Annotated in this window: 5 protein-coding genes; 4 read left to right on the plus strand and 1 reads right to left on the minus strand. The window is 71.2% G+C overall.

Features of this window, described 5'->3' with window-relative positions:
- Positions 1-53: 53 nt before the first annotated feature.
- Positions 54-1,367: an ROK family transcriptional regulator gene (locus ABT106_RS30595; RefSeq protein WP_351283940.1), complete on the minus strand. Its 1,314-nt coding sequence runs from the start codon at positions 1,365-1,367 to the stop codon at positions 54-56.
- 216 nt (positions 1,368-1,583) lie between these two features.
- On the opposite strand from ABT106_RS30595, the gene ABT106_RS30600 reads away from it, so the two are divergent.
- From ABT106_RS30600 to ABT106_RS30615, 4 genes are read left to right on the plus strand one after another with little or no spacing between them, the layout of a single operon-like run.
- Positions 1,584-2,903, plus strand: a complete 1,320-nt coding sequence (locus ABT106_RS30600) for an ABC transporter substrate-binding protein (protein WP_351283942.1) — start codon at positions 1,584-1,586, stop codon at positions 2,901-2,903.
- A 10-nt stretch (positions 2,904-2,913) separates the two neighbouring features.
- A complete protein-coding gene (locus ABT106_RS30605) occupies positions 2,914-3,927 on the plus strand; it encodes a carbohydrate ABC transporter permease (RefSeq protein ID WP_351283945.1) in 1,014 nt (337 codons plus the stop codon).
- Complete coding sequence (locus ABT106_RS30610; RefSeq protein WP_351283947.1) at positions 3,917-4,780, plus strand: carbohydrate ABC transporter permease; 864 nt, start codon at positions 3,917-3,919, stop codon at positions 4,778-4,780. Before ABT106_RS30605 ends, ABT106_RS30610 begins: the two co-directional genes overlap by 11 nt.
- Positions 4,777-6,168: a GH1 family beta-glucosidase gene (locus ABT106_RS30615; RefSeq protein ID WP_351283949.1), complete on the plus strand. Its 1,392-nt coding sequence runs from the start codon at positions 4,777-4,779 to the stop codon at positions 6,166-6,168. The genes ABT106_RS30610 and ABT106_RS30615 overlap by 4 nt, the downstream gene beginning before the upstream one ends.
- Positions 6,169-6,273 lie beyond the last annotated feature (105 nt).

Here is a 6,273-nt window from a genome sequence, read left to right on the forward strand (position 1 = left end):
GCCATGTGCACGACGAACTCGGTGGCCGAGACGTCGGGTCCCCCTTCCCGCCGTCAGGCCCGGCGGGCCGCCGCCGCCTCGCCGCGGACGTCCAGGGCCGTGCGCCAGCCCGGGGGTTCCGTCCGCTGCTCGGGGGCCGCGCGGCGGCCGCCCGTCGTGAAGAACGCCGACAGCGGGAGGGTGGCAGCGCCCACCGTGACCGCGTCCGGGCCCAGGGAGCCCATGCTGATGGCGACCCGGCCGGCCGGGTGGCGCAGGGAGTACCGCGTCGCGTGCTCCCGTACGGCGGGGAGGATGTGCGGGCCCAGCATCAGGCCCGCCCAGCCGCCGATCAGGATCCGCTCGGGCCGGAACAGGTTGATCAGGTCCGACAGTCCGGCGCCCAGGTACTCCGCCGTCTCCTCCAGCACCTCCAGCGCGACCGGGTCCGCCGCGCCGGCCGCCGCGAGGAGGGCGGCCACGGCCTCCTCCTCGTCGGCCGAGTCCCCCGGGCGTCCGCCCCGTTCGGTCCACCGGGCCAGCAGGGACTCCGCCCCGGTGTATGCCTCCAGACAGCCCAGGGCCCCGCACCGGCACCGCCGGCCCCGGACCGACACCGTCAAGTGGCCCCACTCCAGAGGGGTTCCCTCCGTGGTGCCGCCCTCCGGCGAGCCGTCCGTGATCAGACTCGCGCCGACGCCCGAGCCGAACAGCACGACCACCGCCTCGCGGGCGCCGCGCCCCGCGCCGAACCACATCTCGGCCTGACCGAGCGTCCGGGCGCCGTTGTCGATGATGTACGGGACCTCGTCCGGCAGGGCTCCCGTCGCCCGCAGCAGCGCCTCCAGCGGCACCGCGTCCCAGCCGATGGTCTGGCCGTGCACCACGGCTCCGCCGGGCGACCCGCGGTCCACGATGCCCGGCACGCCGACTCCGACGCCGAGCAGCCGCTCCGTACCGACCCCGGCCTCGGCGAGGACCGTGGCGATGCCGGTCCGGATGTGGTCGACGATGGGGCCGACGTCGTAGCAGCCGCGGGGCAGCAACGGCAGTTCCGTGCGCGCGAGTTCGGTCAGGGTGAGGTCGAACAGCTCGACACGGACACGGGTCTCGCCGACGTCCACCCCGATCATGTGGGCGCTGCCGGGCGCGACGCGCAGCAGGGTGCGGGGCCGGCCGCCGTCGGAGTCGACGACGCCCGCCTCCTCCAGCAGTCCGTCCGCGACGAGCTCGCCCACGACATTGCTGACGGATCCCGAGCTGAGCCCGGTGGCGGGCCCCAGTTCCTGCCGGCTCATCGGCCCGCCGAAGTAGAGCCGCTGGAGAACGGCGCTCCGGTTGCCGCGCCGCAGGTCCCGCACCGTACGTCCGCTACGCCCCGTGGTCATCTGGCCCCTTCCGCAGTGACGTCGGCGTCACTTCGCTCGCAACATACCCTTGCGCGACCCCTTGACGCGACCCTCCGGCGAGGCTTAACTCACGTCCTAAATTAAGGTCTGGACAAAAACGGGCGCAGCGGAGATGCCGGGGGCGGACGATTCCCGGTGCCTCCCCGCCGACCCCGCGGGCCTTCCTCCGACCCTGCCGAAAGGGACCGAGCCGTCATGCGCAGAACCAGAGCCGCCGCAGCCGCCGCCGTCGCAGTCTCCCTCCTCTCCGCCGTCACCGCCTGTGGCGGAGGATCCGCGGACAACGAGGGCGGCTCCAACTCGGCCCCCAAGGAGCTCACCTACTGGGCCTCCAACCAGGGCCCCGACATCACGGCGGACCAGGCGACGCTCGGTCCGGAACTGAAGAAGTTCGAGGAGCAGACCGGCATCAAGGTCAAGCTCGAGGTGGTCCCCTGGTCGGACCTGCTCAACCGGATCCTGGCGGCCACCGCCTCCGGTCAGGGCCCCGACGTCCTCAACATCGGCAACACGTGGTCCTCCTCGCTGCAGGCCACCGGAGCCCTGCTGCCCTGGAACGCGCAGAACTTCGAGGCCATCGGCGGCAAGGACCGGTTCGTCGCGTCCGCCATCGGCTCGGCGGGCGCCGCCGGCCAGGACCCGGCGGCCGTGCCGCTGTACTCGATGTCGTACGCGCTCTACTACAACAAGAAGATGTTCCAGGAGGCGGGCATCGAGAAGCCCCCGGCCACCTGGGACGAGATGGTCACCACCGGCCAGAAGCTGTCCAAGGACGGTAAGTGGGCCCTGGGCGCCGAGGGTTCGAACCTCTCCAACAACATCCACCAGGCCTTCGTCTTCGCCAAGCAGCACGGCGCGGACTTCTTCGACGCCTCCGGCAAGCCCACCTTCGACAGCCCCGCCAACGTCGACGCCGTCAAGCAGTACGTGGACCTGATGGCCAAGGACAAGATCATCGCGCCCGGCAATGCCGAGTACGACAAGAACCAGTCCCTCCAGGACTTCGCCAACGGCAAGACCGCCATGGTCCTGTGGCAGAGCGCCGCCAGCAGCTTCAAGGCGCACGGCATGAAGGAGGGGGACTGGGGCGTGGCCCCGGTCCCGGTCCCCGCGGGCGGCACCCCCGGCTCCGGGAAGAACACCAACTCCATGGTCGCCGGCATCAACATGGCCGTCTTCAAGAACACCGACAACATCGACGGCGCCCTGAAGTTCGTGAAGTTCATGACCAGCGACGAGGAGCAGAAGATCCTCAACAAGACCTATGGGTCCGTCCCGCCGGTCAAGGCCGCCCAGACCGACATCGCCTTCGCCGGCGAGGACCTCACGGTCCTGCGCGACACCCTGGCCACCAGCGCCGCCCCGCTCCCGCAGGTCCCCGAGGAGTCGCAGTTCGAGACGGCCGTCGGAACCGCCGTCAAGGAGCTCTTCGCCGAAGCCGCAGCCGGCCGCCCGGTGACGACCGAATCGGTCAGGACACGGCTCACCAAGGCCCAGCAGCAGATGTCGAACTGAGCCGAGCCCGATGACCTCCGCGCCCACCACGATCCTGCCCGACGCCGAGGCAGGGGACTCCCGCCCCCCTGCCCGCGCGCGACGTCCCGGAGGCGTCCGCCGCCCGGGACGCCTGCGCCGCGCCGCCCTGCCCTACCTCCTGCTGCTGCCCGCGCTGCTCCTCGAACTGCTCATCCACCTCGTCCCGATGGTCATGGGCATCACGATGAGCTTCCGCGAGCTCACCCAGTTCTACATCCGCGACTGGTCCCGCGCCCCCTGGACGGGCTTCGACAACTACGAACTCGCCGTCGACGTCAACCGGCCCGTCGGCGAGGCCCTCCTCGGCTCGTTCGTCACCACCTGCCTGTTCACCCTGCTCTCGGTCGGCCTGTGCTGGCTGCTGGGCACCGCGGCCGCCGTGTTCATGCAGGAGACGTTCCGCGGCCGCGGCATCCTGCGGGCGCTGTTCCTCGTCCCGTACGCCCTGCCCGTGTACGCGGCCGTCATCACCTGGGCGTTCATGTTCCAGCGCGACAACGGCATGGTGAACCACCTCCTGCACGACCAACTCGGCCTCGGCGGCGCCGAGCACACCTTCTGGCTGCTCGGTGACAACAGCTTCTGGGCCCTGCTGACGGTCTCCGTCTGGAAGGGCTGGCCGTTCGCCTTCCTCATCGTGATGGCCGCCCTCCAGAACATCCCCAGGGACCTCTACGAGGCGGCCGCCCTGGACGGCGCGGGCATCTGGCAGCAGATCCGCCGGATCACGCTGCCCTCGGTCGGCGCCGTCAACCAGGTCCTGATCCTCGTGCTGTTCCTGTGGACCTTCAACGACTTCAACACGCCGTTCGTGCTCTTCGGCAAATCGGCCCCCGAAGCCGCCGACCTGATCTCCATCCACATCTACCAGTCGAGCTTCGTGACCTGGAACTTCGGCACCGGATCGGCCATGTCCGTCCTCCTGCTGCTGTTCCTCCTGCTGGTCACCGCCGGCTACCTCCTCTTCACCAGCCGCAGCCGGAAGGACGCCGATGCCCGCTAGAGCGCGCAGCCCGCTCGACCCGCCCCCGTCCTTCCGGGTGATCCGGGGCGTGTTCCTCACCCTGCTGTCCGGCTTCGTCCTGCTGCCCGTCTACGTGATGGTCACCAGCTCGCTCAAGCCGCTCAAGGACGTCGCCGGAGAGTTCCGCTGGATCCCCAGCGGGCTCACCATCCGTCCGTACATCGACATCTGGCACACCGTCCCGCTCGCCAAGTACTTCGTGAACTCCCTGATCGTGGCGGGCGCCGCCACCGTCTGCTCCGTGGTCATCGCCGTGTTCGCGGCCTACGCGGTCAGCCGCTACCGCTTCCGCGGCAAACGCCTGTTCACCGTCACCGTCCTGTCGACGCAGATGTTCCCGGGGATCCTCTTCCTCCTCCCGCTGTTCCTGATCTTCGTGAACATCGGCAACAGCACCGGCGTCGCGCTCTACGGCTCGCGCGGCGGGCTGATCCTCACCTACCTCACCTTCTCCCTCCCCTTCTCCATCTGGATGCTCATCGGGTACTTCGACTCCGTACCCCGCGACCTCGACGAAGCGGCCACCGTCGACGGCTGCGGCCCGCTCGGCGCCCTCTTCCGCGTCGTGATCCCGGCCGCGGTCCCCGGGATCGTCGCCGTCGCCGTGTACGCCTTCATGACGGCCTGGGGCGAGGTCCTCTTCGCCTCCGTCATGACGAACGACGCCACGCGCACCCTCGCCGTCGGCCTGCAGGGCTACTCCACGCAGAACGACGTCTACTGGAACCAGATCATGGCCGCCTCGCTCGTCGTCAGCATCCCCGTCGTCGCCGGATTCCTGCTGCTGCAGAAGTACCTGGTGGCCGGACTCACGGCAGGAGCCGTCAAATGACCCTTTCCGAAAGCCTCCCCGTCACCGACGCCCAGGCCGTCGACCTCGCCGCCCTGCCCGCCGGCTTCGCCTGGGGCACCGCCACCTCCGCCTACCAGATCGAAGGAGCGGTCGACGAGGACGGCCGCGCGCCCTCCATCTGGGACACCTTCTCCCGCGTCCCCGGCGCCATCGACGGCGGCCACACCGGAGACACGGCCTGCGACCACTACCACCGCTGGCGCGACGACATCGCCCTCATGCGGCAGCTCGGCACGAACGCCTACCGCCTCTCCGTCGCCTGGCCGCGGATCGTGCCCGCAGGCGACGGACCCGTCAACGCCAAGGGCCTCGACTTCTACGACCAGCTCATCGACGGCCTGCTCGACGCCGGCGTCGAACCCTCCGTCACCCTCTACCACTGGGACCTGCCCCAGGCCCTCCAGGATCGCGGCGGATGGCCCGAGCGGGCCACCGCCGAGCACTTCGCCGCGTACGCCGGCCTCGTCGCCGAGCGGCTCGGCGACCGCGTCACCCAGTGGACGACCCTGAACGAGCCGCTCTGCTCGGCGTGGATCGGCCACCTGGAGGGCAAGATGGCCCCCGGCACCGCCGACCTCACCGCCGCCGTCCGCGCCTCCTACCACCTCCTGCTCGGCCACGGCCTCGCCGCCCAGGCCGTCCGCGCCGCCGCCCCCGGAGCCCGGATCGGCATCGTCAACAACCTCTCCACCGTCGAACCCGCCACCGCCCGCGACGCGGACCGCGCCGCCGCCCGCCGGATGGACGGCCACGTCAACCGCTGGTGGCTCGACCCCGTCCACGGCCGCGGCTTCCCCGCCGACATGCGCGAGGTGTACGGCGTGGACCTCCCCGAGCGCCCCGGCGACCTCGACACCATCGCCGCCCCCCTCGACTGGACCGGCCTGAACTACTACTTCCCGCAAGTCGTCACCGCCGACCCGCACGGCCCCGCCCCCCACGCCCGCCAGATCGCCCGGCCGGACGCCCCCCGCACCGGCATGGACTGGGAGGTCGACGCCGACGGACTGGAGACCCTGATCATGCGGCTCCACCAGGAGTACGGCGCCCAGGAGATCCGGATCACCGAGAACGGCTCCTCGTACGCCGACACCGTCGCCCCCGACGGCAGCGTCCACGACCCCGAGCGCACCGCCTACCTGACCGCCCACCTCGCCGCCTGCGCCCGCGCGGCCCGCCGCGGCGCGCCCGTGGCCGGCTACTACGCCTGGTCCCTGCTGGACAACTTCGAGTGGGCCTACGGCTACGACAAGCGCTTCGGCCTGGTCCACGTCGACTACGCGACCCAGCGCCGCACCGTCAAGACCAGCGGCCGCCACTACGCCGACGTCATCGCCGCCCACGCCGCCGCCCACCGCACCGGCTGACCCCCGGCCCGACCCCGCGCAGCGCCGCGCCGCGCCCGCCCCGCTTCGGGGGCCGGGTGCGGCGTGCGTGGTGGGATGGCCCCGGGTGACGCGCCCCGGGGCGAC

The sequence above is a fragment of the Streptomyces sp. NPDC002044 genome, assembly GCF_040296725.1.
GTDB lineage: Bacteria > Actinomycetota > Actinomycetes > Streptomycetales > Streptomycetaceae > Streptomyces > Streptomyces antarcticus.

Excerpts from the sequence above, each read along its gene's own strand:
- ABT106_RS30595 (WP_351283940.1), bottom strand. The coding sequence starts at position 1,367 with ATGACCACGGGGCGTAGCGGACGTACGGTGCGGGACCTGCGGCGCGGC.
- ABT106_RS30600 (WP_351283942.1), top strand. The coding sequence starts at position 1,584 with ATGCGCAGAACCAGAGCCGCCGCAGCCGCCGCCGTCGCAGTCTCCCTC.
- ABT106_RS30605 (WP_351283945.1), top strand. The coding sequence starts at position 2,914 with ATGACCTCCGCGCCCACCACGATCCTGCCCGACGCCGAGGCAGGGGAC.
- ABT106_RS30610 (WP_351283947.1), top strand. The coding sequence starts at position 3,917 with ATGCCCGCTAGAGCGCGCAGCCCGCTCGACCCGCCCCCGTCCTTCCGG.
- ABT106_RS30615 (WP_351283949.1), top strand. The coding sequence starts at position 4,777 with ATGACCCTTTCCGAAAGCCTCCCCGTCACCGACGCCCAGGCCGTCGAC.